At 59.8% G+C, this 25,394-nt stretch carries 22 protein-coding genes, 4 tRNA genes and 1 other RNA gene; 6 read left to right on the forward strand and 21 right to left on the reverse strand.

All coding sequences use genetic code 11. The annotated features are described in order from the left end of the window. Positions 1-15 precede the first annotated feature (15 nt). Positions 16-966: a magnesium/cobalt transporter CorA gene (gene corA, locus ITX55_RS21500; protein ID WP_004934262.1), complete on the reverse strand. Its 951-nt coding sequence runs from the start codon at positions 964-966 to the stop codon at positions 16-18. Between the two features lie 446 nt (positions 967-1,412). On the opposite strand from corA, the gene ITX55_RS21505 reads away from it, so the two are divergent. Continuing rightward, a complete protein-coding gene (locus ITX55_RS21505; RefSeq protein ID WP_025160392.1) occupies positions 1,413-1,886 on the forward strand; it encodes a WbuC family cupin fold metalloprotein in 474 nt (157 codons plus the stop codon). A 43-nt stretch (positions 1,887-1,929) separates the two neighbouring features. On the opposite strand, the gene uvrD is transcribed toward ITX55_RS21505, so the two are convergent. The 6 genes from uvrD to ITX55_RS21535 form a co-directional block, all read right to left on the reverse strand. Beyond that, a complete protein-coding gene (uvrD, locus tag ITX55_RS21510; protein ID WP_025304874.1) occupies positions 1,930-4,092 on the reverse strand; it encodes a DNA helicase II in 2,163 nt (720 codons plus the stop codon). A gap of 78 nt (positions 4,093-4,170) precedes the next feature. Next, entirely contained in the window at positions 4,171-4,887 is a 717-nt protein-coding gene (gene yigB / locus ITX55_RS21515) for a 5-amino-6-(5-phospho-D-ribitylamino)uracil phosphatase YigB (protein ID WP_108680040.1), read from the reverse strand. Next, a complete protein-coding gene (xerC, locus tag ITX55_RS21520) occupies positions 4,887-5,798 on the reverse strand; it encodes a tyrosine recombinase XerC (protein WP_033645020.1) in 912 nt (303 codons plus the stop codon). The genes yigB and xerC overlap by 1 nt, the downstream gene beginning before the upstream one ends. After that, positions 5,795-6,508, reverse strand: a complete 714-nt coding sequence (locus tag ITX55_RS21525; RefSeq protein ID WP_108680039.1) for a DUF484 domain-containing protein — start codon at positions 6,506-6,508, stop codon at positions 5,795-5,797. The genes xerC and ITX55_RS21525 overlap by 4 nt, the downstream gene beginning before the upstream one ends. Further along, entirely contained in the window at positions 6,505-7,329 is an 825-nt protein-coding gene (dapF, locus tag ITX55_RS21530) for a diaminopimelate epimerase (protein WP_004934244.1), read from the reverse strand. Before dapF ends, ITX55_RS21525 begins: the two co-directional genes overlap by 4 nt. 71 nt (positions 7,330-7,400) lie before the next feature. Beyond that, entirely contained in the window at positions 7,401-7,607 is a 207-nt protein-coding gene (locus ITX55_RS21535) for a lipoprotein (RefSeq protein WP_080273427.1), read from the reverse strand. Between the two features lie 78 nt (positions 7,608-7,685). On the opposite strand from ITX55_RS21535, the gene cyaY reads away from it, so the two are divergent. After that, positions 7,686-8,006 (forward strand): iron donor protein CyaY, encoded by a 321-nt coding sequence (cyaY, locus tag ITX55_RS21540; RefSeq protein ID WP_033645025.1) that lies wholly within the window; start codon positions 7,686-7,688, stop codon positions 8,004-8,006. 36 nt (positions 8,007-8,042) lie between these two features. Here cyaY and ITX55_RS21545 read toward each other — a convergent pair whose 3' ends face one another. Continuing rightward, entirely contained in the window at positions 8,043-10,595 is a 2,553-nt protein-coding gene (locus tag ITX55_RS21545; RefSeq protein ID WP_019452546.1) for a class I adenylate cyclase, read from the reverse strand. 316 nt (positions 10,596-10,911) lie between these two features. On the opposite strand from ITX55_RS21545, the gene hemC reads away from it, so the two are divergent. Genes hemC through hemY form a run of 4 tightly spaced genes read left to right on the forward strand, consistent with a single transcriptional unit; the run spans position 10,912 to position 14,937 of the window. Further along, complete coding sequence (hemC, locus tag ITX55_RS21550; RefSeq protein ID WP_197756164.1) at positions 10,912-11,853, forward strand: hydroxymethylbilane synthase; 942 nt, start codon at positions 10,912-10,914, stop codon at positions 11,851-11,853. Beyond that, on the forward strand, positions 11,850-12,590 hold the full coding sequence (gene hemD, locus ITX55_RS21555; RefSeq protein ID WP_108680037.1) for a uroporphyrinogen-III synthase: 741 nt from the start codon (positions 11,850-11,852) through the stop codon (positions 12,588-12,590). Before hemC ends, hemD begins: the two co-directional genes overlap by 4 nt. 22 nt (positions 12,591-12,612) lie before the next feature. After that, a complete protein-coding gene (gene hemX / locus ITX55_RS21560; protein WP_033645029.1) occupies positions 12,613-13,737 on the forward strand; it encodes a uroporphyrinogen-III C-methyltransferase in 1,125 nt (374 codons plus the stop codon). Positions 13,738-13,740: 3 nt separating this feature from the next. Then, positions 13,741-14,937 carry a protoheme IX biogenesis protein HemY gene (gene hemY, locus ITX55_RS21565; RefSeq protein ID WP_033645031.1) on the forward strand — a complete coding sequence of 399 codons (1,197 nt, stop codon included), beginning with the start codon at positions 13,741-13,743 and terminating at the stop codon, positions 14,935-14,937. Positions 14,938-15,643: 706 nt separating this feature from the next. Here the strand turns inward: hemY and ITX55_RS21570 are convergent. The 13 genes from ITX55_RS21570 to rfbA form a co-directional block, all read right to left on the reverse strand. Then, a non-coding RNA gene (locus ITX55_RS21570) (RtT sRNA) lies at positions 15,644-15,772 on the reverse strand. A gap of 34 nt (positions 15,773-15,806) precedes the next feature. Continuing rightward, a tRNA-Pro gene (locus ITX55_RS21575) sits at positions 15,807-15,883 on the reverse strand. A gap of 74 nt (positions 15,884-15,957) precedes the next feature. Continuing rightward, a tRNA-Leu gene (locus ITX55_RS21580) sits at positions 15,958-16,044 on the reverse strand. Between the two features lie 42 nt (positions 16,045-16,086). Further along, positions 16,087-16,162: transfer RNA gene (locus ITX55_RS21585), tRNA-His, on the reverse strand. A 63-nt stretch (positions 16,163-16,225) separates the two neighbouring features. After that, a tRNA-Arg gene (locus tag ITX55_RS21590) sits at positions 16,226-16,302 on the reverse strand. 135 nt (positions 16,303-16,437) lie between these two features. Further along, positions 16,438-17,841: an amino acid permease gene (locus ITX55_RS21595; protein WP_101453634.1), complete on the reverse strand. Its 1,404-nt coding sequence runs from the start codon at positions 17,839-17,841 to the stop codon at positions 16,438-16,440. A 365-nt stretch (positions 17,842-18,206) separates the two neighbouring features. Further along, positions 18,207-18,947 carry a lipopolysaccharide N-acetylmannosaminouronosyltransferase gene (wecG, locus tag ITX55_RS21600; protein ID WP_033631482.1) on the reverse strand — a complete coding sequence of 247 codons (741 nt, stop codon included), beginning with the start codon at positions 18,945-18,947 and terminating at the stop codon, positions 18,207-18,209. A 14-nt stretch (positions 18,948-18,961) separates the two neighbouring features. Continuing rightward, positions 18,962-20,329: an ECA oligosaccharide polymerase gene (gene wzyE / locus ITX55_RS21605; protein WP_108680036.1), complete on the reverse strand. Its 1,368-nt coding sequence runs from the start codon at positions 20,327-20,329 to the stop codon at positions 18,962-18,964. Further along, positions 20,326-21,411: a TDP-N-acetylfucosamine:lipid II N-acetylfucosaminyltransferase gene (locus tag ITX55_RS21610; protein WP_033645035.1), complete on the reverse strand. Its 1,086-nt coding sequence runs from the start codon at positions 21,409-21,411 to the stop codon at positions 20,326-20,328. The genes wzyE and ITX55_RS21610 overlap by 4 nt, the downstream gene beginning before the upstream one ends. Then, positions 21,408-22,658 carry a lipid III flippase WzxE gene (gene wzxE, locus ITX55_RS21615; RefSeq protein ID WP_108680035.1) on the reverse strand — a complete coding sequence of 417 codons (1,251 nt, stop codon included), beginning with the start codon at positions 22,656-22,658 and terminating at the stop codon, positions 21,408-21,410. The genes ITX55_RS21610 and wzxE overlap by 4 nt, the downstream gene beginning before the upstream one ends. Before the next feature lies 1 nt (position 22,659). Then, positions 22,660-23,790, reverse strand: a complete 1,131-nt coding sequence (rffA, locus tag ITX55_RS21620) for a dTDP-4-amino-4,6-dideoxygalactose transaminase (RefSeq protein ID WP_033652432.1) — start codon at positions 23,788-23,790, stop codon at positions 22,660-22,662. After that, positions 23,777-24,505 (reverse strand): dTDP-4-amino-4,6-dideoxy-D-galactose acyltransferase, encoded by a 729-nt coding sequence (gene rffC, locus ITX55_RS21625; protein WP_042783442.1) that lies wholly within the window; start codon positions 24,503-24,505, stop codon positions 23,777-23,779. The genes rffA and rffC overlap by 14 nt, the downstream gene beginning before the upstream one ends. Then, a complete protein-coding gene (rfbA, locus tag ITX55_RS21630) occupies positions 24,483-25,364 on the reverse strand; it encodes a glucose-1-phosphate thymidylyltransferase RfbA (protein WP_042783441.1) in 882 nt (293 codons plus the stop codon). Before rfbA ends, rffC begins: the two co-directional genes overlap by 23 nt. Positions 25,365-25,394 lie beyond the last annotated feature (30 nt).

Genomic DNA, 25,394 nt, shown 5'->3' on the forward strand with positions numbered 1-25,394 from the left:
CCCGGCGTCGCCGGGTTACAGCCAGTTCTTGCGCTTGAAGTACAGGTAAGGGGCCAGGCCCGCCAGGATCATCAGCGTGATCGCGCCCGGGTAGCCGAACGACCATTTCAGTTCCGGCATGAATTCGAAGTTCATGCCGTAGCTGGAAGCCACCAGCGTAGGCGGCAGGAACACCACCGACACTACCGAGAAGATCTTGATAATACGGTTCTGTTCGATGTTGATGAAGCCCATCGCCGCCTGCATCAGGAAGTTCACCTTCTGGAACAGCGATTCGTTGTGCGGCAGCAGGGATTCGATGTCGCGCAGCACTTCACGCGCCTGCTCCAGCTGGCCGGTCGGCAGACGCGCCTTGCGCACCAGGAAGTTGAGCGCGCGCTGGGTATCCATCAGGCACAAACGCACCTTCCAGCCGATATCTTCCAGCTCCGCCAGCGTCGAGAGCGCGGCGTCGTATTCGTCGCCCTGATGCCCTTCCATGATCACCCGGCTGAGCTGTTCCAGATCGCTGTAGATATTCTCTATCTCGTCCGCCAGCTGTTCAATCTTGGTCTCGAACAGATCCAGCAGCAGTTCGTAAGCGTTGCCTTCGAGCATCGTCTGGTTGCGGGCGCGCATGCGGTACAGGCGGAACGCCGGCAGTTCGCGCTCGCGCAGGGTATACAGACGCCCGTCGCGGATGGTGAACGCCACCGTGGAGTTGCCGGCGTGATCTTCCGCATCTTCAAAGTAGAAGAAGGAGTGGATATGCAGACCGTCTTCGTCTTCGAAGAAACGGGCGGAGGCTTCGATGTCGTCCAGTTCAGGACGCGTCGCCAGGCTTTGTCCCAGCTCATTCTGCACGCGCTCACGCTCGCCCTCTTCCGGCTCGACCAGATCAACCCACAGCGATGACGTGAGATCATCTGAGTCGTCCAGTTCCAGACGGGACAAGCGGCGGTTATCTAATTTAAAAGCGCTCAGCATGTGCCAAAACTCCGTGAAGGTAACGGGTGCGGACAACGCGTTGAAGCACAGAAACAGAGGGAGATGCGTATCACCGATTTGTTTCAGACCATGAAGAGATCTGACTCATAGCGACACTTTGCGGGGTCGCCGACAACCACGAAGGCTATCAGCAAAAACGGAGAGCCTTAGAAGTTATACCTGCGGCGCAGGTCAGTGAGCCAGTATCTACTGGGTGTGTCCAAGGCGTCTGTCCTCAATGATAATAGTGCGCGCATGTTACGCCGAGAAGAAAAAGCCTGTCAACACGTTAGGCGGGATAATTGCGCAACAAATCATCACGATGATCAATAGCAGAAATGGGGCTTAAACCGTACTGAAAAAGTCGCGGCGATCGCTTACCGCCACCAAGAATGTTGCTAAGATGACATCACCCTAATGGTACGACAAGCATGCGGATTTAAACGATGAAACAGATTACCGCCCATGAACTGACCGCGATGAGCGAACAGGCCGCCAGCGTGGCCCGCCTGCGCGCGCACCGCACCTTACACGAAGAGCTGAGCGACCCGGTGCAACGCCTGGCGATCGCCATGGAACCCGGCACCTATATCCGCCCGCACCGCCACCCGCAAACCTGGGAGCTGCTGACGCCGCTGCGCGGCCGCTTTGTGGTGCTGCAGTTCAACGATGACGGCGTTGTAACACAGCGCACCCTGCTCGGCGAAGAAACCAAAGTGCTGGAGATGCCGGCCTTTACCTGGCATGCGGTGCTGTCGGTCGATGCCGGCGGCGTAGTGTTCGAAGTGAAGCAGGGCCCGTATCAGGCGCTGACCGAAGAAGACTGCATGCAGTGGGCGCCGCAGGAAGGCGGTGAAGGCACCGAAGCGGTGATGCGCTGGTATGCCACCGCACAGGTCGGCGACCGGTACCCTCACTGATCGTGAAAGGTTGCAGGGGCTGGCCCCTGCAACGCCTCTCTCTTTATACCGTTTCCAAACGCGCGTAGGCCGCCACCAGCCATTTGATGCCCTCACCCGGGAAGGCGATCTGCAGCCGGCTGTGCTCGCCGCTGCCCTCCAGATTGACGATGGTGCCTTCGCCAAACTTGGGATGACGCACGCGCTGGCCCAGCTTGTAACCGGTGTCGTTCTCGCTGATCGGCGTGCCCATGCGGCGGTGATTGACCGGGCGCGATACGCTGGCGCGCAGGCGCACTTCTTCCACGCACTCCTCCGGCAATTCGCCGATAAAGCGCGACGGCCGGTGATAAACCTCTTTGCCGTACAGACGGCGCGTTTCAGCATAGGTCAGCGTCAGTTTCTGCATGGCGCGCGTCACGCCCACATAGGCCAGACGGCGCTCCTCCTCCAGACGGCCGCCTTCGTCCAGCGACATCTGGCTCGGGAACATGCCTTCTTCCATGCCGACGATAAACACCAGCGGGAACTCCAACCCCTTGGCCGAGTGCAGGGTCATCAGCTGCACCGCGTCCTGATAGGCGTCGGCCTGGCCTTCGCCCGCTTCCAGCGCCGCATGCGACAGGAATGCCTGCAGCGGCATCAGATCCTGATCTTCTTCCTGATAGCTGAACTGGCGCGTCGCCGTCACCAGTTCCTCAAGGTTTTCGATGCGCGCCTGTCCCTTCTCGCCCTTTTCCTGCTCATACATGATGAACAGCCCGGAGTCGCGGATCACCCGATCGGTCTGCACGTGCAGCGGCATATCGGCGGTTTCATGCGCCAGCGACTCCACCAGCTCGATGAAGCGCTGCAGCGCCGACGCGGCGCGGCCGGCCAGAACCTTGTCCTGCATCAGTTCGCGCGTCGCCTGCCACAGCGTCAGCTGGCGATCGCGCGCCGCCTGGCGCACTACGTCGAGGGTGCGATCGCCGATGCCGCGCGTCGGGGTGTTGACCACGCGCTCGAAGGCAGCGTCGTCGTTGCGGTTGGAGATCAGGCGCAGGTAAGCCAGCGCATCCTTGATTTCCTGACGTTCGAAGAACCGCTGGCCGCCGTAGATGCGGTACGGCATCGCCGTCTGCAGCAGCGCCTCTTCCAGCACGCGCGACTGGGCGTTGCTGCGGTACAAAATGGCGCAATCGTTCAGCGCGCCGCCGTTGTCTTGCCAGGTCTTGATGCGGTTGACCACAAAGCGCGCTTCGTCGAGTTCGTTGAAGGCGCAGTAGAGGGAAATCGGCTCGCCTTCGCCGCCTTCGGTCCACAGGTTTTTCCCCATGCGCCCGTCGTTGTTGGCGATCAGGGTGTTGGCCGCTTTCAGGATGTTGCTGGTGGAACGGTAGTTCTGCTCCAGGCGGATGGTTTCCGCGCCGGGGAAATCCTTCAGGAAGCGCTGGATGTTTTCCACCTGCGCGCCGCGCCAGCCGTAGATCGACTGGTCATCGTCGCCGACGATCATCACGTTGCTGTTGCCGCCCGCCAGCAGGCGGATCCAGGCGTACTGGATGCTGTTGGTATCCTGGAATTCGTCCACCAGCACGTTGGTGAAACGTTCGCGATAGTGGTTGAGGATATGCGGCTTGTTCAGCCACAGCTCGTGCGCGCGCAGCAGCAGCTCGGCGAAATCCACCAGCCCCGCGCGATCGCAGGCTTCCTGATAGGCCTGGTAGATGCGCAGCCAGGTGGCCTCTACCGGGTTGTTGTAGGTCTCGACGTGCTGCGGGCGCAGGCCTTCGTCTTTCTTGCCGTTGATGTACCACATCGCCTGACGCGGCGGCCACTGTTTCTCGTCGACGTTCAGCGCCTTGATGATGCGCTTGAGCAACCGCAGCTGGTCGTCGCTGTCGAGGATCTGGAAATCCTGCGGCAGGTTGGCTTCCAGATGATGAGCGCGCAGCAGGCGGTGAGCCAGACCGTGGAAAGTGCCGATCCACATGCCGCCCTGGCTGGTGCCGATCAGATGTTCGATACGGTGGCGCATTTCCGCCGCCGCCTTGTTGGTGAAGGTCACCGCCATGATCGAATACGGTGAGCAGTTCTCCACCGACAGCAGCCAGGCGATGCGATGCACCAGCACCCGCGTCTTGCCGCTGCCCGCTCCGGCCAGAACCAACAGGTTGCTGCGCGGCGCCGCCACGGCTTCACGTTGTTTTTCATTCAGGCTGTCGAGCAGATCGGAGACGTCCATAGGCACCACTAATGGTTAAGGAAAAACCCGCCGGCGACGGGTTTTTCACTGGAAATTTATACAGAGTTCTGGCAGGGATTATAACAATGCTGTCAGCGATGCCAACTGCGAAATCTCAATATGCGGCAGCAGGCGGCTGTCGGCGGCCTGCATCAGGCTGCGTTGCCGATCGTTGATCCAACAGGCCTGCAGCCCCGCGCGCAGCGCGCCGGCCACGTCGGTGGTCAGATCGTCGCCCACGTGCAGGATCTGCTCGGGCGCCACGCCCAGCCGCTCGACGGCCAGGTGATACATGTCCTGATACGGCTTGGCGCGCCCGTCCGGCCCGGAACGCAGCACAAACTGAAAGTAGCCGTCCAGGCCGCACTGCGCCGGATCGGCGTTGCCGTTGGTGATCGCCACCAGCGGGTAGCGCGCCGCCAGCGCCTTCAGCGTGGTATGGGTCGCTTCCGGCACCTCGATACGGCTGCGCCACAGCGCGAAATTCTGCATCGCCGCATCGGCCCCGATCGCCGCTTCGGCGTCGCGCAGCCCCTGCCGGCTCAACGCCAGATGAATGGCGCGCCAGCGCCACTGGGTGACGTCGTGGTAAATCTCCGGATCCTGCTCGCGCAGTTCCTGGCGCAGGCGGTGGAAATCCGCCGACTGGAAGCCGTTCAGGCCGGGATGGTAGCTCTGCAGGAAGGCCACCGACTGCTGCTCGGTGTGCCGGATCACCGGACGGTTGTCATACAGCGTGTCGTCCAGATCGAAAGTCAGCGCCGCCAGCGGGCGCAGCGGGCGATAAAAATGCATCAGGATTTCCCCCGTTTGGCGCGCGGATGCGCGGCATCGTACACGTTCGCCAGATGTTGAAAGTCGAGGTGGGTATAAATTTGCGTGGTGGTCAGGTTGGCGTGGCCGAGCAGCTCCTGCACCGCGCGCAGATCGCCGCTGGACTCCAGCATATGGGTGGCGAAGGAGTGGCGCAGCTTGTGCGGATGGATATGGCTATTGACGCCCTGCTTCACGCCCCATTCGGCGAAGCGTTTTTGCACGTTGCGCGTCGAGATGCGTCGCCCCTGATTGGACAGGAACATGGCGTCGTCCTGCGGCCCAAACAGATCGCGCATCGCCAGCCAGTGTTCCAGCCAGGTGACGGCGGTGCGCCCAATCGGCAGTTTGCGTTCTTTGCTGCCTTTCCCCATCACCCACACCTCGCCCGCCGCCATATCGACATGGCGGCAATCCAGCCCCACCAGCTCGGAGAGGCGCAGGCCGGCGCCATACATCACCTCCAGCATGGCGCGATCGCGCACCGCCAGCGGATCGTTGAGATCGATCTCCAGCAGCTGGTTCATTTCATCGACGTCGATGTTTTTCGGCAGATGGCGGCCGCTGCGCGGCGTGCGGATGCCCTTGGCGGGGTTGGCGTGCAGCACGCCCTGGCTGACCAGCCAATCGAGGAAGCTACGCAACGAAGAGAGCCGCAGCGCCAGGCTGGCGGACTGCAGACCGGCGCGTTTGCTGCGCGCCGCCAGCATGCGCACCCGGGCGGCGTCCAGCGTCGTCCAGTCGGTGACGCCGATCTCCTGCGCCAGGCGCATCAGCGCCGTCAGCTGGCGTGAATAGCTGAGCTGCGTCAGCGGGCTGAGTTGCCGTTCTACCTTGAGATAACGCAGAAAAGCGTCCACCGGCTGCTGCAGGCTGGGCGCAATCGGCGTCATGCGCGTTCGATCCAGCGTTCCAGCAGCGCCGGCAGCATGCGCGCCAGCTGATTGAGCATCACCGTACCCATGCCCTGCTGATAATGTTGCGTATCGCGGCTGCTGAAGATCACCATGCCCAGCTCGCCGTCGTCACCCAACATCGACAGCGCCACCGAGCCAATTTGGCCAATCTGTTTGGCCTGCGGCAACAGCAGCAGCAGCTCGGGGCCGTTCAGGCTGCCGAGATAGTGTTGTTCGCTGCCCAGCCGCTGAATGCGGAACGGCTCGAACGCCGAACGCGTCAGCGCCAGGTGGGTGAAATCGGAAGGCGCGCCGATATTCCAGCGCTCGGCGAACAGCCGAACCGTGGCGCCGGCCAAACCGAAGCCGCGCGCCCAGCGCTGCAGCCGGTTTAGCATGTCCTGCAGGCTGTCGGCGGTGGCCAGATCGGCCTGCAGGTGCAGCAGCCTGGCGAACAGCCCTTCGTTGGCGCTGGCCTGCTCCATCAACAACGTGATCTCTTCTTCCAGCCGTTCGATGTGATTGCGCTGGCGAGCCAGATGCCATTCCACCAGCGAAACGCTGCCGCGCACCGGGTGAGGCACGCGCATCTGCTCAACCTGGCGCGCGTTGCGAATAAAGAAATCCGGGTTCTGCAGCAGGTACTGCATCACGGCGTCGTCATCCAGCGCCAGGCCGGCGACGCTCTGTTCTTCTACGCTTTTCATAGATGAATAAATCCGTCATAGACATGGGTTGCCGGACCGGTCATAAACAGCGGATTGCCCGGCCCTTTCCAGCGAATATGCAGGCTGCCGCCCGGCAGTTCTACATGCACCTCTTCTGACAGCAATTCCTGTTGGATCCCTACCGCCACCGCCGCGCAGGCGCCGCTGCCGCAGGCCTGCGTTTCACCGGCGCCGCGCTCGTAAACGCGCAGCTTGATGTGATCGCGGCTGACCACTTGCATAAAGCCGATGTTGGCCCGTTCCGGGAAGCGCTCGTGCCCTTCCAGCACCGGCCCAAGCAGCTCCACCTTGGCGGTTTTTACATCATCCACCTGCAAAACACAATGCGGGTTGCCCATCGACACCACTCCGCACAGCACGGTATGTTCCGCCGCGCGCATGATGTAGGTCTTTTCCGCCTTGGCGGCGCGGAACGGCACCGCCTGCGGATCGAAATTCGGCTCACCCATGTTGACGCACACCAGATCGTCGTCGGTGACGCTGAGCACCATGCGCCCGGTTTGGGTGCTAACGCGGATATCGCGCTTGTTGGTCAACCCTTTCAGCCGCACAAAGCGCGCGAAACAGCGCGCGCCGTTGCCGCACTGCGCCACTTCGCTGCCGTCGGCGTTAAAAATTCGGTAGTGAAAATCCAGCTCGGGATCGTAAGGCGGTTCTACCACCAGCATCTGGTCAAAGCCGACGCCCAGGTGCCGATCGGCCAGCCGGCGGATCAGCTCAGGTGAAAAATAGACATTCTGTGTAACGGCATCGACCACCATAAAGTCGTTGCCCAGACCGTGCATTTTGGAGAACTGCATATCATACTCCGCTATCTGGACGCGCTATCCGTCTTGATTTTGCGGCGGCGCTCGCCACCGCAAACCGGGTGTTACTGGGCAACCATCGACGGTTTTTGCTGAGAGCCAGACTGCTCCTGCTGGTTCTTTTGCACCTGATCGCCCGTTTGCACCGGCGGTTTGGCCGGTTTTTGGCCGGCGGAGTCGGCAGGTGGGAAGTAAAGCGGGCCTTTCAGACCACAGCCGGCGAGGCCGGTAACCAGAACGGCCATCAGCGCATAGCGTAGTTGTTTTTTCATTTGCATTAATGCCTGTAATTCATGCGTCCAAGGTCTCTATAATCGCAGGTGGATCATGAAAAGCAATAGGAATTGAATATGAACGACAGTGAGTTTCACCAGTTGGCCGACCAGCTGATGCTGAATATTGAAGAGACACTGGACGATTTTGACGGCGATGCGGATATCGATTACGAAACCAATGGCGGCGTGATGACGCTAAGCTTCGAAAACGGCACCAAAATCGTCATCAACCGCCAGGAGCCGCTGCACCAGGTGTGGCTCGCCACCAAGGCCGGCGGTTACCACTTCAACTACCGCGACGGCGTCTGGGTATGCGATCGCAGCGGGCAGCCGTTTTACCAACTGCTCAGCGAAGCGGCCAGCGCGCAGGCCGGCGAGGAACTGAGTTTTTCCTGAGGCTAAGCAGGGCTCGGCAACCGAGCCCTTGCGGCGTCAATGCAGCTGGAACTGCTGCTTCAGCGGCTGAGCGGCGCCGTCGGCCACCGTCACGCACAGGCTGGACAGCACGTTGCTGCGGAACGGGATCACCTGCGTGCGCCCGTCGAGCTGCACAATCTGATAGAACTGCGGCAGATTGAAGTTGATGAAGCTGGAGCCGTAGGTGAAGCGATCGTGCGATGAGGAATAGAAGCGGCTGACGTCGCGCACCAGCTCCTCTTTGCTGCCCTCGCAGTGGTGATACACCTCCACCCGATTCGACTCATCCAGAATATAGATGTTGAAGCCCTTGTCGTCTGAGGTGTCTTCGAAGAAGAACTGGATGATCCCCTCGCTGGCGAAGCCGTCCACCACCGGCGGCAGATGCACCTGATCGGTTTCCACCTTGATAGACAGGCCGTGCAGCTTGTTGTTGGAGATGGCGCCGTAAAACTCCACCGCGTTCTCCAGCTTCTGCACCGACACGCTCAGGCGCTCGAAAAACAGCCCCCAGGTCTGCCCGGCGACGCGCACCGCCTTGAAGCGGCCGGGTTCCAAACGGGTACTGGACAGGCGCAGCTCGATGCACTCCGACACCAGCTGCTGAATGCGGGTGCGAATAAGGCCGCGCAGGTGCTGGCTGTAGCAGAACACTTCCACCGACTCCGGCGGTGCGGCGTCCTGGTGCATTTTGCCGAGAATGGTTTTCAATGCTTCCAGCACCGACTGCTCGCCGCTGAAATGCAGGGTACGCACTTCGTTCCAGGAGTTGCGATACAGCAGATCGATGCTGCCCACCAAACACTGCTGCTGCTGGCCGAAGCTGAACACGTCCAGCTTGCGGAAATCGAAGTGCACCACCTGATTGCGGAAGGCGGCGGTCGGATCGTTTTCCAGATTGACGATGATCGCCAGATGGCGAATCTCGCACGGGCTGTACAACGCTTTCGGCGTCGGTGCCGGCAGGCGCAGCGGGAAGTGATGAGAAACGTCGGCCACCAGCTCCTGCAGCTTGGCGGTGTCGCACAGGTTGCCGCTCTTGATGTGCAGGCGGGTCTGCGGCGTCAGCAGGCCGTTGAAATAGGCCCAGGCCACCAGCTTGTTCAGGTAACGGTTATATTCGAGCGGCTGATGGCTGACGATCGAATCCATGGCCGGCGCCTGATTGTACAGGTACCAGCCGGTGCGGTTGGCGCGGCCAACCGGCACATGAATAAAGGTTAAATCGTTTTCCGACAGATCCGGCGAGATCTGCGGGTTCACCAACGTCACCTTGCCGGGCAGCGCTTCGAACGCCGCATACAGTTTGCGGGTCAGCACGCCGATATCCTGCGGGCTGGCGCTAACGCTGAGGTTGTTGCGGCGGGCGAAACGGATCAGGTTGCGGTAGCTCTGCATCATCGCGTCGAGCAGTTCGTTGTGCGCTTCGCGCACTCGCTCGATCTTCCAGTTGGCGCGGTTGTCCAGCATCGCCAGACGCTCTTCGCTCCAGCCCCACTCGCTGACCAATTGGCTGAGGATCTCGCGCCGCCAGCCGACGCAGGCCTTGGCCAGCGACAGCTTTTCACACACTTTTAGGTAGAAACAGCGGCGGGCCAAATCGAGGCGGGTGGTGTCGTTGATGTCGGTGAGGTAGCGGGTGACGCGCTCGAGCATCATGCAGTAGGCGTCGAGCCCGAAGCTGACGATCTCGCCCTGGTGCAGGCGATGTTTGATGTCCGTCGCCAGCAGTTGGGTATTGGGGTATTCCCAGGAATAGGCTTCCAACAGCAGTGTTTTCAGCACCGCCTTGTAAGGCGAATCGATGCTCTTGTACAGCTGCCAAAGGCTGGCGCCGAAGTACTCTTCCGCCGACAGCGAACTCAGGCCGCCGAGATCCAGCCACTCGTTCGGCGTCAGCGCGCCCTGCGCGTACAGCGACAGCACGTATTCATCGTAGTGCGCTTCTTCTTCGCCCGGCACCATGTTCCACAGGATGCGTTTGCCGGCCAGGCGCACCGCGGTGCGGTAGAACTCGTCCAGCAACAGGATGTGCTGCGTCGAGCCGCAGTCTTCGCCGCCCAGGCTGCCGCTTTCATTATGGCGGAAACGGTTTTCGTCGATCAGGAAGAAGCTGACTTCCACCCCCATCGACGCGGCCCACTTCTCAAGCAGGCTGCATTTTTGCTGCAGGCGGGTGCGTTCTTCGTTGTCCAGCCAGGACTGGTGGCAGACCCAGATGTCGAGATCCGAGCTGCAGCTTTGGCCGATAGACGAGGTGCTGCCCATCGAATAGACGCCGGTGATCGGCAGCTCGCCGCTGGCCGGTTTGTCAAACGGGCTGCCCCATTTGTCTTCTAAATCGTTCAGGTAATCTTGTTGAGTTTCATCAGGCGTGTAGAGGCAAATGCCGTGGGGAACGTTACCGTTCAGGTAACCCGGCATCAGCGGGTGGTGGTGGTGCAGTAAGGTGGGCAGCAGACTGTATACCCGTTGAAACGCGGGCTTCATAGCCGCCAGGGCGCGATCGACGCGTAGCTGATTGATCGCATCCAGTCTCTGCTTCAATGTCTCGATGTAGAGGTACAAGACGTCTCGCCTGATTATCCCGGTGTTTAGAAAAAAACCCGTATTCCATAAGCGCCGTTAGTGTAAGAAGAATATTTGGCGACTTATTGCTGGAAACGTGATCAATTTAACACCTTGCTGATTGACCGTAAAGGAGGTAACGCTTCACAATTATTGTAGCGCTTCCCTAAACGATTTACCCGCAGTGTTAACTGCCCCAAAGCACATCACACGTCCCTTTGATTCCGTTGTCCTTTTTCCGCCTCCGGCTTCTTGCACTGACAGTATTGACTCTCAGTGGTAGGATGGATGGCGAAATATAAAAACGGTAACAAGCATGTTAGACAAAATTATTCGAATTGCCACCCGACAAAGCCCGCTTGCACTTTGGCAAGCACATTATGTGCAGCAACGTCTGATGGCCTGCCATCCCGGCCTGCAGGTCGAGTTGGTGCCGATGGTCACCCGCGGCGACGTTATTCTGGATACGCCGTTGGCGAAAGTCGGCGGTAAAGGCCTGTTTGTTAAAGAACTCGAGCTCGCGCTGCTGGAAGGCCGCGCCGACATCGCCGTGCATTCGATGAAAGACGTGCCGGTCGATTTCCCTGCCGGGCTCGGTTTGACCACCATTTGCGAACGCGAAGATCCCCGCGACGCTTTTGTTTCCAATCGTTTCGCCTCGCTCGATCAGCTGCCGCAGGGCAGCGTGGTCGGCACCTCCAGCCTGCGCCGCCAGTGCCAGCTGCGCGAACGCCGCCCGGATCTTGTCGTGCGCGACCTGCGCGGCAACGTCGGCACTCGCCTGGCCAAGCTGGACAACGGCGACTACGACGCAATTATTCTGGCGGTGGCCGGCCTGAAGCGCCTGGGGCTGGAGCAACGCATCCGCAGCCCGCTGAGCGCCGAAGAGTGCCTGCCGGCGGTCGGCCAGGGTGCGGTCGGCATTGAATGCCGTCTCGACGACAGCGTCACCCGCGCGCTGCTGGCGCCGCTGAACCATGCGGCCACCGAAACCCGCGTGCGCGCCGAGCGGGCGATGAACACCCGCCTGGAAGGCGGCTGCCAGGTGCCGATCGGCAGCTATGCCGAACTGGATGGCGACAGCCTGTGGCTGCGCGCCCTGGTCGGCGCGCCGGACGGCAGCCAGATGGTGCGCGGCGAACGCCGCGGCCCGGCCGCCCAGGCCGAACGGATGGGCGTTGAGCTGGCGGAAGAGTTGCTGGCGCGCGGCGCGCGCGAGATCCTGCGCGAGGTTTATCAGGGAAATCCGCCGGCATGACGATCCTGGTAACCCGCCCATCGCCTTCGGGGGAGCTGTTAGTGAGCCGGCTGCGCGCACTCGGCCGGGTTGCCTATCATGCACCGCTGATCGACTTCGCGCCGGGCGGCGATCTGCCGAAGCTGCCGCAGGCGTTGCAGCAGCTTAGCGCCGGCGATCTGGTGTTCGTGCTGTCGCAACATTCGGTGAGTTATGCCGATTCGGTTATCGGCCGCGCCGGGCTGAGCTGGCCCGCTCACCTGTCTTATTACGCCATCGGCCGCACCACCGGGCTGGCGCTGCACCGCATCAGCAGTTTGCCGGTGGAATACCCGCGCGAACGCGAGATCAGCGAAACGCTGCTGTTGCTGCCGGCGCTGCAAAAATTGGCGGGCAAACGCGCGCTGATTTTACGCGGCAACGGCGGCCGCGAACTGTTGGGGTCGACGCTGAGCGAGCGCGGCGCCGACGTCAGCTATTATGAATGTTATCAACGCAGCCCGGTGCACTACGACGGCAGCGAGCAAAGCGCCCACTGGCAGCGCGCCGGTGTGGATACGCTGGTGGTGACCAGCGGTGAAATGTTACAACAGCTCTATACTTTAGTTCCTGATTACTATCGTTCTTCATGGCTGCTGCGTTGCCGCCTGGTAGTAGTGAGCGAACGCCTGGCTACCCTCGCCCGGGAATTGGGCTGGCGTACGATTCGGGTAGCTGACAACGCCGATAATGACGCGCTGATCCGCGCGCTACAATAATCTGACTATGGGATGTGCCACTATGACGGAACAAAATACCCCAGCCGCCCCGGTTGAAGAACCCACCACCGCGGTTGAGAGCTCCCAGCAGCCAGCCGCTGCCAGCCGCAAAGGCAAGAACACCGGCCCGGTGCTCGGCGCGATCGCTATCGTGCTGGTCATCGCCCTCGGCGCGGGCGGTTATTACCATACGCACAAGCAGGCACAACAGCTGATCGCCGCCAATCAGGCGCTGCAGCAGCAGCTTGACGGCGTGAAGCAGAGCCAGCAGCAGGAAAGAAATGCGCTGGAAGGCTTGTTGCAACAGCAGGGTAAAACCCTGGACGCCGCCGATCGCGAGCAGGCGAACCTGGCGCGCCAACTGAGCGAGCTGCAGGAAAAAGTGGCGACCATCTCCGGCAGCGACGCCAAAACCTGGCTGCTGGCGCAGGCCGATTTCCTGGTGAAAATGGCCGGCCGCAAGCTATGGAGCGATCAGGACGTGACCAGCGCCGCCGCGCTGCTGAAAAGCGCCGACGCCAGCCTGGCGGACATGAACGATCCGAGCCTGCTCGACGTGCGCCGCGCCATTACCGAAGACATCAGCACGCTTTCTACGCTGACCCAGGTCGATTACGACGGCATCATCCTCAAGGTCAATCAGCTGTCCAATCAGGTGGATAACCTACGCCTGGCCGATAACGACACCGACGAAGCGCCGATGGATCAAAACAGCAGCGAGCTCTCCGGCTCGATCGGCGAATGGCGGCAGAACCTGGCCAAGAGCTGGCGCAATTTCATGGCCGACTTCATCACCATCCGCCGTCGCGATACCAGCGCCGAACCGCTGCTGGCCCCGAATCAGGACATCTACCTGCGCGAAAACATCCGTTCGCGCCTGCTGGTGGCCGCACAGGCCATTCCGCGTCACCAGAACGAGACCTACAAGCAGTCGCTGGAAACCGTCTCCACCTGGGTGCGCGCCTATTTCGACACCACCGATCCGGCGACCAAGGCCTTCCTTGAAGAGCTGGACAGCCTGAGCCAACAGTCGATCTCGATGGACGTGCCGGATCAGCTGAAAAGCCAGCCGCTGCTCGAAAAAGTGATGCAGACCCGGGTGCGCAACCTGATGACCCAGTCCCCTGCCGCTCATCAGGAGGGTTAAGCCATGTTACGCGTGCTATTTCTGTTCCTGGTGGTGATCGCCAGCGTGGTGCTCGGGCCGATGTTGGCCGGGCATCAGGGCTATGTGCTGATCCAGACCGATAACTACAATATTGAAACCAGCGTCACCGGCCTGGTGATCATGTTGGTGCTGCTGTTCGTGGTTCTGCTGGCGATCGAGTGGATCCTGCGCCGCATCTTCCGTACCGGCGCCCGCACGCGCGGTTGGTTTATCGGCCGCAAGCGCACCCGCGCGCGTCAGCAAACCAAAGCCGCGCTGATCAAACTGGCGGAGGGCGACTACAAGCAGGTTGAAAAGCTGATGACGCGCAACGCCGATCACGCCGAACAGCCGGTGGTGAACTATCTGCTGGCCGCCGAGGCTGCGCAGCAACGCGGCGATGACTTCCGCACCAACCAATATCTGGAGCGGGCCGCCGAAGCCGCCGATACCGATCAGCTGCCGGTGGATATCACCCGGGTTCGCATCCAGCTGGCGCAGGGCGAGAACCACGCCGCGCGCCACGGCGTCGATCGCCTGCTGAACCAGGCGCCGCGCCATCCGGAAGTGTTGCGCCTGGCGGAACAAGCCTATCTGCGCACCGGCGCCTATGCGTCGCTGCTGGAAGTGCTGCCGTCGATGCGTAAAATCGAACTGCACAGCGAAGAGCAGCTGCAGGCGTTGCAGCAACAGGCTTACATCGGGCTGATGAATCAGGCGATGGCGGACGAAGGCAGCGAAGGCCTGAAGCGCTGGTGGAAAGATCAGAGCCGCAAGACGCGTCACGAAGTGCCGCTGCAAATCGCGATGGTGGAGCACCTGATCGAATGCAACGACCACGAACTGGCGCAGGAGATTGTGCTCGACGGCCTGAAACGCCAATATGACGAGCGCCTGGTGCTGTTGCTGCCACGGCTGAAGTCCGGCAACCCCGAGCAGCTTGAGAAAGCGCTGCGTCAGCAGATGAAGCAGCACGGCGCGACGCCGCTGTTGAACAGCACGCTGGGGCAGTTGCTGATGAAGCACGGCGAGTGGCAGCAGGCGGCCGACGCCTTCCGCGAAGCGCTGAAACAGCGTCCGGACGCCTACGATTACGCCTGGCTGGCCGATACGCTGGAGAAACTGCATCGTTCGGATGAAGCGGCGCAGATGCGGCGTGAAGGACTGATGTTGACGCTGAAACAGAACGGCGGCGAATAACCGCCCGCCCGGCAGAGAAAGCGTGGCCTCGGTGCCGCGCTTTTTTTGCCCGTTAGCTTGCTGAAGCGCAAAAAAAAAACACTTGCCGCATGGCAAGTGTATAAAGAAGCAATCAGGTCTAGGACAACAGGGGCGGTGCCTCACTCAACGTTTTGCCCTGAGCGTGATGACGGGTTAGTCATCGTTCTCGTGGGCGATAGGCACCCTAAATCGGCTCTGCGTCATTCCCAGGGTTTATGAAGCCTAAGGCGAACATAAGAAATGGAATGAGCATCTACGCTGTAGGTATTGCACTTGGCGTGCCAACTTTCAGATCCAGGAAAGTCGCTATAAAAAATAGCATTCAATTGATTGAAAATATTAAATTTTTATTTACGTCTAACTTTCTCTCAGCATGCCGTCCCCTGTCGTTCTTTACCCACGGCCGATCTGACGCTGTCGCCGCAAAACGACGACTTAAGCCAAAGCTACTTTTAATGTTTAAAATCAATGGATTATTTGTCTCAAACTGGCGACAACGTCGAACCACATTGTCGCTGAAAACCTACACACGTGCCGGTTGAGACAAAATGCCAATGTTCAGATACGCAAAAACCCGTGCAATGCTGCACGGGTTGGTCGCTATGCGTTTCGTCGCGGCGGGAAGAACTTACCCTCATAAACGGCGGACGTAAAAAAACCGACTTACGTCGGTTTCTTTGAAACTGGTCAGCGAGAGAAAGATGACGCGCGCCCCAGGATGTAACGCCCTGCGGGCCGTTGCTAAAGCAACGTTGTCTCGCTTCGCGAGGCTCGAACCTCCTGCGGAGGTGCTCATGCTCATAAATTGCAGGCGAAAAAAAACCGACTTACGTCGGTTTCTTTGAAAGTGGTCGGCGAGAGAGGATTCGAACCTCCGACCCACTGGTCCCAAACCAGTTGCGCTACCAAGCTGCGCTACTCGCCGATTTGTGTTGCTCATACTACCCGATTTATCAGACCGTTGTCCATATAAATCTTATATTTATCAGATATTTTGCGTGGTGCGAAGAGAGGGACTTGAACCCTCACGTCCGTAAGAACACTAACACCTGAAGCTAGCGCGTCTACCAATTCCGCCACCTTCGCACTGTCACAAAATACTGCTAAATCTTCACTTCGCTTAGGAAGTGGGGTGGCTAATGGGACTCGAACCCACGACAACTGGAATCACAATCCAGGGCTCTACCAACTGAGCTATAGCCACCATTACTACTTCTTCTTACTCACGCGGTAATATTACCACCGCAGCTCCTGCGCACAAACTTAATGGCGCGCCCGACAGGATTCGAACCTGAGACCTCTGCCTCCGGAGGGCAGCGCTCTATCCAGCTGAGCTACGGGCGCGTAGCGCCGTTGCGGGAGGGGATACTACGGATTTACGCCAATCCTGTCTAGTGCTTTTTCGCAGAAATGTTGCGTTTGATTACGCTTTGCTCACTCCTGCGCAGGAAAGCGCACTCCGTAGCTCCTTTTCACCGTTTATTGCCGCGTTTCTACCCGATTTTCAGCCGGATGATGTTTCTTATGCATGCCGAAAACGAAGTAGCACAGGCTGACGCCTGCTAAGAAAATCGCCCCGACCAGCAGGGAAATTCGCGTATCCGGGTTGATTCCCATGCCGACCAGCACGCAAACCAGAAAAGCGATGGTCAGATAGTTCACATACGGGAACATGATCGACTTAAAGCTGTGGTTTTTGATCGCTTCCTTGTGCGCGCGGCGGAAATAGAGTTGGCTTATCAGCACCACGAACCACGGCACCATGCCCGGCAACACGCTGGCGCTGTAGACATAGACGAACACCTGCTCCGGATTAGGGATGATGTAGTTCAGCGCGGAGCCCACCAACAGGCAGCCGATGGTGACGGCGATGCAGTTGACCGGCACGCCGCTGGCGGAAAGCTTGGTCAGCGCCGCCGGCAGTTGGCGATTCTTGGCCAGGGCGTACAGCATGCGGCCGCCGCTGTACATACCGCTGTTGCAACCGGAAAGCGCGGCGGTCAGTACCACGAAGTTAATGATGCCGGCAGCGGCGACGATGCCGATCTTGGCGAAGGTCAGCACGAACGGGCTGCCGGTAGTGCCGATGCCGTTCCACGGGAAGATGGTCACGATGACGAAGATCGCGCCGACATAGAAGATCAGGATGCGCCACAGGATATTGTTGATCGCGCGTTTCAGCGTCACCTGCGGGTTTTTGGCTTCCCCGGCGGTAATGCCCACCAGCTCAACCCCCTGATAGGACGCCACCACGATGCACAGCGCAAACAGGAAGCCCTTCCAGCCGCCGGCAAAGAAGCCGCCGTGCGCCGTCAGATTGGCGAAACCGATAGGTTCACCGCCGTTGCCGAAACCGAAGAAGATCACCCCCAGCCCCACCAGAATCATCACGATGATGGTGGTGACCTTGATCATGGCGAACCAGAACTCCAGCTCACCGTACAGGCGCACCGCCGCCAGGTTGGCCAGCGCCACCATCGCCACGGCGATCAGCGCGGGGACCCACTGCGGTATTTCCGGGAACCAGAACTGCACATACACCCCAATGGCGGTGATCTCCGAAATGCCGACGGCGATCCACATAAACCAGTACCCCCAGGCGGTGAGGTAGCCGAAATAGGGATTCATGTATTTATGCGCGTAAACGGCGAACGACCCGGCGACCGGCTCGAGGAACAGCATCTCCCCCATCGAACGCATAATGAAGAACACGAACAGCCCGGCGATGATGTAAGCCAGCAGTACCGACGGCCCGGCCCATTTCAGCGTACTGGCCGATCCCATAAACAGGCCGACACCAATGGTGCCCCCGAGAGCGATAAGCTCGATGTGCCGGGCCTCAAGGCCTCGGTGTAGCCCTTGCGGTTTCTCTTTGTGTGCCATAAATCCTCAATAATTTTTCTCGGGTTGTGTTTGCCTGCCGGCCGCTGCCGGTCGTTATTGTCATTATTAAAAGAATAAATCATCCCCTGCCGTTCGGGTTGGCATCAACGGGTAGTCGGAGCGAAGTTACCGTGAGAAGAACATCGTTCAGCGCTGTCGCATCAGGCTTCAGCGGCCAGGGATAATTTCCGGGCGGTATCGTTTCGCATTTCGTCGCTATAAGCAAACCGCAATTTAAAACTTTATGGAATAAATGCGGCGACGTTTAGGGCTGGGGGTTATAGATATGCGGGAGAAATAGGCAAAAGCAGATTATTGGTACAGCAGACCGGGGCGAACCGACACATTCCACCCCGGATAACCGATTACATTTTGCCGCTGTAGTAGTAGCCGACAAACTTCAACAGCTTCAGTTGCCGGCCGATACGGCTGGGCTGGCTGAGCAGGCGGTAAAGCCACTCCAGACCGAGGTTCTGCCACACCTTGGGCGCACGCTTCACATGGCCGGTAAACACGTCGTAGGTGCCGCCCACGCCCATATACAGCGCCTGCGGATGCACCTTGCGGCAGTCGCGCATCAGGATCTCCTGCTTCGGCGATCCCATCGCCACCGTCACGATGGCGGCGCCGCTGGCGCGAATACGCTCGAATAGCGCCTCTCGCTGCTCCGGTTTGAAATAGCCGTCCTGGCTGCCCACCAGGTTAACGTTCCACTGGCTGCGCAGCTTCCGTTCGGTTTCCGCCAGCACCTCCGGCTTGCCGCCGATCAGGAAGACCGGCGTGCCTTCACGGCCGGCGCGCTGCATCAAGGCTTCCCAAAGATCGGCGCCCGCGACGCGCGAAACGTCCGCCGCCGGGTATTTGCGGCGAATCGAGCGCACCATGCTGATGCCGTCGGCGTACTTGTACTCCGCTTCATCCAGCAACGCATGCAGCGCCGGGTCCTCTTCCGCCTTCAGGATCTTTTCCGCATTCATGGCCACCAACGTGCCCTGTTTGACCCGGCCGCCGTCGAACAGAAAGTCCATGCAGTGCGCCATATCGCGAAAGCCCCACAGGCTGAAACCGCGCAGCTCATACTGCGGCACCGAAATCTTTGTTTCCATCGTCGTCATTACCCTTACAAAAGACCGTCCGCCCGTGGGGAAGAGGCCAGCGCGCGGGCGCGCGTCACTCTGGCCTTGATGAGCCCGGCGGTATCGAACAGCCAATACAGCAACTTCGCCAGCACCAGACAGGCGCCGAAAATAATGCAGAAGAACACCACGCGCGAAACGAATGAGTCCACCCCTTCGCGCGCCAATACAATCATGTTGAACACCGCGCCGAAGCAGAATCCTTGCAGGATAGCCGCCTTATAGCGGTTCGGTTCGGTTTTGCCCAACTCATACAGCCAGTCGAACCACTTGATGATCATCCCCACCAGAATCGCGCCGAGCGGGATGAACAGCGCGCCGCCCATCACCACCAGCGAACCGATCAGCGTCGGGGATATCGCCAGCCCGGAGTGGTTGTTCAGCACTTCCCAGGTGAAATAGTTGGCCGAGTTCAGCACCACGTCCGGCCGGCCCGGCCATAGCCACGTTGGGATAAAGACGTAGAAATCACGCAGGATCGGCGCCAGGCCCTGGAAATCGATCTTGTCGTAATTTTGCAGCAGCAGCGCCAGATTTTCCCACGGCGAGAAGGTGTCTCGGGTCAGATAGAGGAAGGTATAAAACGCTTCCGCGCCGCTGACGTCCAGGCTGTAGCGCTTCAACGCCAGCCAGAACATGCCGACCACACCGAATATGCCGGCCGCCGCCAACATCCACAGCGTGATCCAGCCGCGCACGATGCCGATAAACAGGAACAGCGCGAAGGCGATGATGATATTCGCGCGGGTGCCGCCGACGATCACGTAGGTCAAAATGCCGAACGCCACCGTCGCCACCAGGAACAAGAACCAGGCGCGCAGATCCTGCCGCAGGAAATAGACCACCAGCATCGCCGGAATGAAGAAGTAGAAGAACCGTTTGAGCGCCACGCCGGACACGTCGCTGGAGAAGATCTGGCTGTAGGAATTGAGCTTGAACAGCAGGAAGCCGTTCTGCATGAAGAAGATACCCACGGTCCCGATCGCCACCAGCGCCAGCAGCACCCAGGTCATATGGGTTTCCACCCGGTTCATGGTGAACAGCGCCGCGCGCGGCTGAGAGCGGCGCTTGCGCAGCCGGGTCTTGTAGGTGACGTAATAGATGGCGTAAAACGCCGTCGCCGACAGCAAGGCGTACAGCAGAAACTCCACCGGCACCACCTCGACGTCAAACTGAAACACCAGCAGGCAGGTCAGCGGGAAGCCGAAATAAAACGTCAGCAAATACAGCAGCGAGAAGAAGACGTTGAAGTTAAAGCGCACGCGCCGAAACTCCTGGTAGGTCAGCGTCAGAATAAACGTCAGGCTGACCAGGTAGACGACGAACAGACCGCCGAATTGCGCCAACGTCATGAGTGCTCTCCCGCCGCCAGCGCCAGGGCTTGCTGCCAGCCATCGACATAGTTCGGATTAAAGAAGGCGATCGTCTGCTTGTCCACCGCCGCCAGCTGACGCTGCGCTTCGCGCACCACCGCCTCGTCGAGCGAGTCGCCGTAGAACAGCACCGGCAGGTGCTGTTCCGCCAAATCCTGCCAGAAAGGGTTCTGCCGGCTGAGCACGAAAGGCACGCCAAACTGAATCAGCAGACACAGGGTGCCTATCCCCTGCTGGCGATTGAAAATGAAATAACCCAGATCGCAGGCGCGCAGGATGTTGAGGTAGTCCTCAAACGCCACCTGCTGCGTGAGCAGCTGCAGGTTTTTCTCGCCAAACAGCGGCAACCCGGCGGCGCGCACCTGCTCGATGTAGGCGTCGTTATTGGCCGGATAGCCCATCGGCAGGATCACGCGCACGTCGGCGCCGAACTGCTGATGTATCGCCTGCAGCGCTTCGATATGCCGGTTGCTGCGATCGCCGGAGTTGCCCACCAGAATCGTCATCGGCCCGGCCAGATTTTTCTCGACGTGAACGTCGGTCAGCGCCGGATCCATCCGCGTCGGGAAGTACAACAACGAGGCCGGCACCCGCGCATGGCGCTGCTGATAGTGGATCACGTCGCCGCGGGTGGCGAACACGTTCCCCACTCGCCCCTGAGCAATGCGGCGCAGCAGGTAAAACAGCCGAAATTTCCAGCTGGTGGCGTCTTCGTACAGATCGGCACCCCAAATATGCCAACTGACCTGATGCGCCTTGATCTTGCCGCTCAGCAGCGCCAGCCACAGCCCCGGGTTAAACTGACCGTGCAGGAAGAAGCGCGCATCGCGATCGGCCTGGGCGCGGGCGATCACCGCCGCCGCCAGGCTCTTCTTGTCGGCGTAAGGCTCAATGTTCAGGGCGGGGAAATCCCCCAGTGCCGCCACATCCTTGGCCGCCACCATAAAATGCCGCGTCTGCTCAGCCGGCAAACGCGGCGCCAGCACGTCGTTGAAGAAGCGCAGCACCGTCTGGTTATGATGCGGGATATCGGATCCCAGAACGTGAATCAGTGTGGTCATACTCGTCTACGATAAATAAGAAACACGCAGCTACAGAGCGCGAAATACACGATGTAGGTTGCCATATAGGCCTGAGCCGCCCCCAGCGCGCCGCGCAGCGGGATCAGCCTGTGCGAGAACAGCGTCAGCAGCAGAAACTGGCTGACTTCCGTCAAGATATAAAAGCGCAGCGACGCTTTGGCGATCACCAAATAGCCGAACACATAAGCCCCGACTTTCAGCACGTCGCCCACCAGCTGCCAGGCAAACAGATCGCGCATGGCGACGAACTTGTCCGAGAACAGCAGCCAGATGGCGAAATCACGCAGCAACCACACCGTAAAACTCGCCGCCGCTACGGCCGGCAGCACGAATTTCAGCGAGCGCACGATCTCCCGCGAGATGGCGCCCTTGTCCGTCAACCGCGACAGCGTCGGCAGCAGATAGACGGTAAACGAGGCGGTGATAAACTGCAGATAGGCATCGGAAATGCTGCTGACGCCTTGCCAGATCCCCACCTCATCCCAACCGTAATGCGCGGCCAACAGGTTACGCATCATCACGTAGGCCACCGGCAGCGTCACCGAGGTGATCAACGCCATGAGGGTGAATTTGCCGAGATTGCCGGCCACCCCTTTGTCCCAGCGCGGAGCCAGGTAGCGCAGCGGCAACGTTTTGCGCCGCCACAGCATCAGCCCGGCCGGCAACACCACCAACGCCGGCACCAACGCCAGCCCTGCCAGCGCGCCTTCATAGCCGCCCAGCTTGAAGCACAGATAATAAGCCACCACGCCGATCAGGCTGCCGCCGATCACCGCCAGCGCGTTGCCCATCGCGTCGCGATAGCCTTTCAGCACCGCCATGAACAGGTTGGCGTAGGCGATGCCCATCTGAATGAAGGCGACGGCGCGCACCACGCCGACGTAATCGGCATGCCCGAACAGCCCGATGCTGATCGGCTCGGCGGCGAACAAAAACACCAGCGCCAGCAAGGTCGAAAAGCCCAGCACGATGCTCGACGCGGTGCCGACCGCCAGACGCAGACGCTGCGAGTCCTGGTGGTACTCCGCCACGTACTTGGTGATGCCATTAAAAATGCCCGCGCCGGACAGCACGCCCAGCACGGTGATCAACTGGCGAAAGTTACCCGCCTGCCCCACGCCGCTGGGGCCAAACGCCACCGCCAGCAGTTTCACCACCAATAGCCCCACGCCAATTTTGATCAGCGTGGAGCCGGCGGTCCATATCGACGCTTTTGCCAACGACATATCAGGCGAAGAAGCTCAGTATGCTATTGATAACCGTACGTTGATTGGCATCGGACAGATTGTAGAACAGCGGCAAACGCACCAGACGCGCACTTTCCTGGCTGGTATAGCGATCTTCACCGGCAAAGCGGCCAAACTGTTCGCCGGCCGGGCACGCATGCAGCGGGATATAGTGAAACACCGTCATGATCTCGGCTTCTTTCAGATAGTCGATAAATGCGGTGCGCTCTTCGATATCGCGCAGCTTGATATAGAACATGTGCGCATTGTGCTCGCAGTCCGCCGGCACAGTCGGCAGCTCGATACGGCCGGCCTGCGCTAACGGCAGGAAACTGTCGTAGTACTTCTGCCACAGCGACAGGCGGCGCTGATTGATGCGCTCCGCCACTTCCAGCTGACCCCACAGATAGGCGGCCTGCAGGTCAGACATCAAGTAGCTGGAACCGATGTCGCGCCAGGTATATTTGTCGACCTGGCCACGGAAGAACTGGCTGCGGTTGGTGCCTTTCTCGCGGATGACTTCCGCCCGATCGATCAGGGCCGGATCGTTCACCAGCGTCGCGCCGCCTTCGCCGCCGGCGGTATAGTTTTTGGTTTCATGGAAGCTGAAGCAGCCGATATGGCCGATGGTGCCCAATGCCTTGCCTTTGTAGGTCGACATCACGCCCTGCGCGGCGTCTTCCACCACGAACAGGTTATATTTCTTCGCCAGCGCCATGATGGTATCCATCTCGCAGGCGACGCCGGCGTAGTGTACCGGCACGATCGCGCGGGTTTTATCGGTAATCGCCGCTTCGATTTTGGTTTCGTCGATGTTCATGGTGTCCGGACGCAGATCGACGAATACCACTTTGGCGCCGCGCAGCACAAAGGCGTTGGCGGTTGAAACGAAGGTAAAGCTCGGCATGATCACTTCGTCGCCCGGCTGAATATCCAGCAGGATGGCGGCCATTTCCAACGACGCGGTGCAGGAAGGCGTCAACAGCACTTTCGCGCTGCCGAAATGCTGTTCCATCCACTGTTGGCAGCGACGGGTAAAACCGCCGTCGCCGCACAACTTGCCGCTGCTCATCGCAGCCTGCATATATTCCAGTTCAGTGCCAACAACCGGTGGAGCGTTAAATGGAATCATGTCTACCTCTGTATAACCAATACGCGGTGCTTTCAATCACGGCACCCTGTCGTTGATAGAGTCTTAATGCGGCGATATTGCCTACCTGGGTCGCGACCCGCAGGCGCTGCATCCCCTGCCGCCGGCATTCGGCCAGCGCCGCCGCCATCAGTCTGGAGCCAATGCCCCGGCCTGATGCGCCGGGATAGGCCGCCAGCAAGCCGATACGCATTTCCTGGTCGCCAATGTCACGCAGGCTGACAAATCCTTCGGGTTGCCCCTGGTTGTCCAATACCAGCAAGCATTGATGATCAAAGGTGCCCAGCACCGCTTTTTCGATCCAGGCCGCATAGAATCGCCCGCTATCGGCGCGATCGTACCACGGTGCGCGAAATCGGCTGGCGGCGAACACGTCACCGGCGGCAGCCCGCAACGACGGGATGTCCTCGGGTACGGCCATCCGCACCCCGGCCGCAGCGGTATCGACCGTCTCGCGTCCAGTTGCAATGTTCACTGCCAGGTCCACTTCGCCTTCGACCAGCCGGAAGCCCAGCGCCGACAGCGCATCGGCCCACTCCAATCGGTAAGCGGGGATTTTAGCCTGCACCAACGCATAAGCATCCAAATCAGCGTGGCTGACGGGGGCCGCAGAGTCGTCGAAATGTAACTTGGCGCTTTTCAATTGGAAGAAGTCACTCTCCCAATTCAGCGGTTCAATACTGGCGTGGACGCGCATGCAATAAATCCAGTAAGTATTTGCCGTAACCTGTTTTGGCCAGCGTCTGAGCCGCGCGTTTCACGCCCTCATCATCCAGCCAGCCATTGCGCCAGGCGATCTCTTCAAGACAGGCGATTTTAAAGCCCTGACGTTTCTCGACCGTCTGCACGAAACTGCTGGCTTCCAGCAGGCTGTCGTGAGTGCCGGTATCCAGCCAGGCAAAACCGCGCCCCAGCAGCTCGACGGTCAGTTCTCCGCGCTCCAGATACATCTGGTTGATGCTGGTGATCTCCAGCTCACCCCGAGGTGACGGTTTGATCTGCTTGGCGAACTCCACAACCTGAGCATCATAGAAATACAACCCGGTCACCGCCCAGTTAGACTTCGGTTTAACCGGTTTTTCTTCGATCGATAATGCCCGATAGCGGTCATCGAATTCCACTACGCCAAAACGCTCGGGATCCATCACCTGATAGCCAAATACCGTGGCGCCGGCGGTGCGCGCCGCAACGCTTCTCAGCTTGGGACTGAATCCTTGGCCAAAGTAAATATTATCGCCCAACACCAGGCAGCTCGGCTCGCCGGCCAAGAATTCTTCGCCAATCAGAAATGCCTGAGCCAGGCCATCGGGGCTAGGCTGCTCGGCATAGCTGAGATTGATGCCAAACGCTTCGCCGCTGCCCAACAAACGCTTGAAAGAAGGCAGATCTTCCGGCGTGGAGATAATCAGAATGTCTTTGATCCCCGCCAGCATCAGCACCGACAGCGGGTAATAGATCATCGGTTTATCGTAAATCGGCAACAGCTGCTTCGATACGCCGCGGGTAATTGGATGCAGACGCGTCCCGGAACCCCCTGCCAGCACAATACCTTTCATACTTGCTCCCAAATCCGCCGCACCGCGCAC

The sequence above is a fragment of the Serratia sp. EWG9 genome (genome assembly GCF_019913725.1).
GTDB lineage: Bacteria > Pseudomonadota > Gammaproteobacteria > Enterobacterales > Enterobacteriaceae > Serratia > Serratia ureilytica.

Coding starts and splice junctions, on each gene's coding strand:
- corA (WP_004934262.1), bottom strand. CDS start 966: ATGCTGAGCGCTTTTAAATTAGATAACCGCCGCTTGTCCCGTCTGGAA.
- ITX55_RS21505 (WP_025160392.1), top strand. CDS start 1,413: ATGAAACAGATTACCGCCCATGAACTGACCGCGATGAGCGAACAGGCC.
- uvrD (WP_025304874.1), bottom strand. CDS start 4,092: ATGGACGTCTCCGATCTGCTCGACAGCCTGAATGAAAAACAACGTGAA.
- yigB (WP_108680040.1), bottom strand. CDS start 4,887: ATGCATTTTTATCGCCCGCTGCGCCCGCTGGCGGCGCTGACTTTCGAT.
- xerC (WP_033645020.1), bottom strand. CDS start 5,798: ATGACGCCGATTGCGCCCAGCCTGCAGCAGCCGGTGGACGCTTTTCTG.
- ITX55_RS21525 (WP_108680039.1), bottom strand. CDS start 6,508: ATGAAAAGCGTAGAAGAACAGAGCGTCGCCGGCCTGGCGCTGGATGAC.
- dapF (WP_004934244.1), bottom strand. CDS start 7,329: ATGCAGTTCTCCAAAATGCACGGTCTGGGCAACGACTTTATGGTGGTC.
- ITX55_RS21535 (WP_080273427.1), bottom strand. CDS start 7,607: ATGAAAAAACAACTACGCTATGCGCTGATGGCCGTTCTGGTTACCGGC.
- cyaY (WP_033645025.1), top strand. CDS start 7,686: ATGAACGACAGTGAGTTTCACCAGTTGGCCGACCAGCTGATGCTGAAT.
- hemC (WP_197756164.1), top strand. CDS start 10,912: ATGTTAGACAAAATTATTCGAATTGCCACCCGACAAAGCCCGCTTGCA.
- hemD (WP_108680037.1), top strand. CDS start 11,850: ATGACGATCCTGGTAACCCGCCCATCGCCTTCGGGGGAGCTGTTAGTG.
- hemX (WP_033645029.1), top strand. CDS start 12,613: ATGACGGAACAAAATACCCCAGCCGCCCCGGTTGAAGAACCCACCACC.
- hemY (WP_033645031.1), top strand. CDS start 13,741: ATGTTACGCGTGCTATTTCTGTTCCTGGTGGTGATCGCCAGCGTGGTG.
- ITX55_RS21595 (WP_101453634.1), bottom strand. CDS start 17,841: ATGGCACACAAAGAGAAACCGCAAGGGCTACACCGAGGCCTTGAGGCC.
- wecG (WP_033631482.1), bottom strand. CDS start 18,947: ATGGAAACAAAGATTTCGGTGCCGCAGTATGAGCTGCGCGGTTTCAGC.
- wzyE (WP_108680036.1), bottom strand. CDS start 20,329: ATGACGTTGGCGCAATTCGGCGGTCTGTTCGTCGTCTACCTGGTCAGC.
- ITX55_RS21610 (WP_033645035.1), bottom strand. CDS start 21,411: ATGACCACACTGATTCACGTTCTGGGATCCGATATCCCGCATCATAAC.
- wzxE (WP_108680035.1), bottom strand. CDS start 22,658: ATGTCGTTGGCAAAAGCGTCGATATGGACCGCCGGCTCCACGCTGATC.
- rffA (WP_033652432.1), bottom strand. CDS start 23,790: ATGATTCCATTTAACGCTCCACCGGTTGTTGGCACTGAACTGGAATAT.
- rffC (WP_042783442.1), bottom strand. CDS start 24,505: ATGCGCGTCCACGCCAGTATTGAACCGCTGAATTGGGAGAGTGACTTC.
- rfbA (WP_042783441.1), bottom strand. CDS start 25,364: ATGAAAGGTATTGTGCTGGCAGGGGGTTCCGGGACGCGTCTGCATCCA.